We start from the raw sequence: 754 nt of genomic DNA on the forward strand, positions 1-754 counted from the left end.
AACCGGGCGCGGGCCGGGCGGGGCGTGGGGTGGTCAGTCTGAGAGAGCGAGGGCGCGGAACATGTCGCGCTCGCGCAGCGCACTGGCGCGCGGGGGAGTGATCGCATCCCGCTCAGGGGGAGCTTGGCCGGTCGTGCGTCGGTACAGCTCGTCGATCAGCCGGGTGGCGAGGCCGACCAGACGGCCGATCTCCTTGTCGTCGCGGTCGATCCACACGGAGCGAGGCTCGTCGTGAATCGGGCGGAAGTCGTCGTGCTCTTCCCAGACGAACAGCGTCCGGTCAGCGCCCAGCACGTGCTGCTGCCACCAGATCTGACGCAGGTACGTGCGGGGGATCGTGCGCCAGGCTTTGTTGGTGGTCTTGATCTCTGCCAGCAGCACGGCGCCGCCGGCATCCACCACGATTCCGTCCGGAGTCGCGAGGTGACGCCTCTCGACTTCGGCGTGGAAGAGCGCAGACGACGGCAGGATGCCATGGGTCGCGGCCACCCACGCGGCGATCTCAGGCTCTCGGCGCCGACCATGGTCGGTGTACGCGTTGCCGCCGAAGCGCGGGCCTCCGCCGAGTTTGGAATCCGCAGCACGCCCGATCGAGGTTTCGCTGGAGAGTGCGGCGACATCGGTGGCGGTGATCCCGCGGGCTCGTGCCCGGAGCCATGCAACCCGATCGCGGGAGTCCGCGACGATTCGCGCTTGCAGTTCCGGGGTCACTTTACGAGGCTACCCCTCGCGCCTGGGCTCGCGGCTCCACCCA

Annotated in this window: 1 protein-coding gene; it reads right to left on the reverse strand. The window is 69.4% G+C overall.

Annotation, left to right across the window (positions count from 1 at the left end; all coding sequences use genetic code 11):
• Positions 1–33 precede the first annotated feature (33 nt).
• Positions 34–711, reverse strand: coding sequence for a YqaJ viral recombinase family protein (locus FM104_RS14805; protein WP_087133000.1), 678 nt, complete (start codon positions 709–711; stop codon positions 34–36).
• Positions 712–754: the final 43 nt, after the last annotated feature.

This window comes from Microbacterium esteraromaticum (assembly GCF_900163815.1).
GTDB classification, from domain to species: Bacteria; Actinomycetota; Actinomycetes; order Actinomycetales; family Microbacteriaceae; genus Microbacterium; species Microbacterium esteraromaticum_B.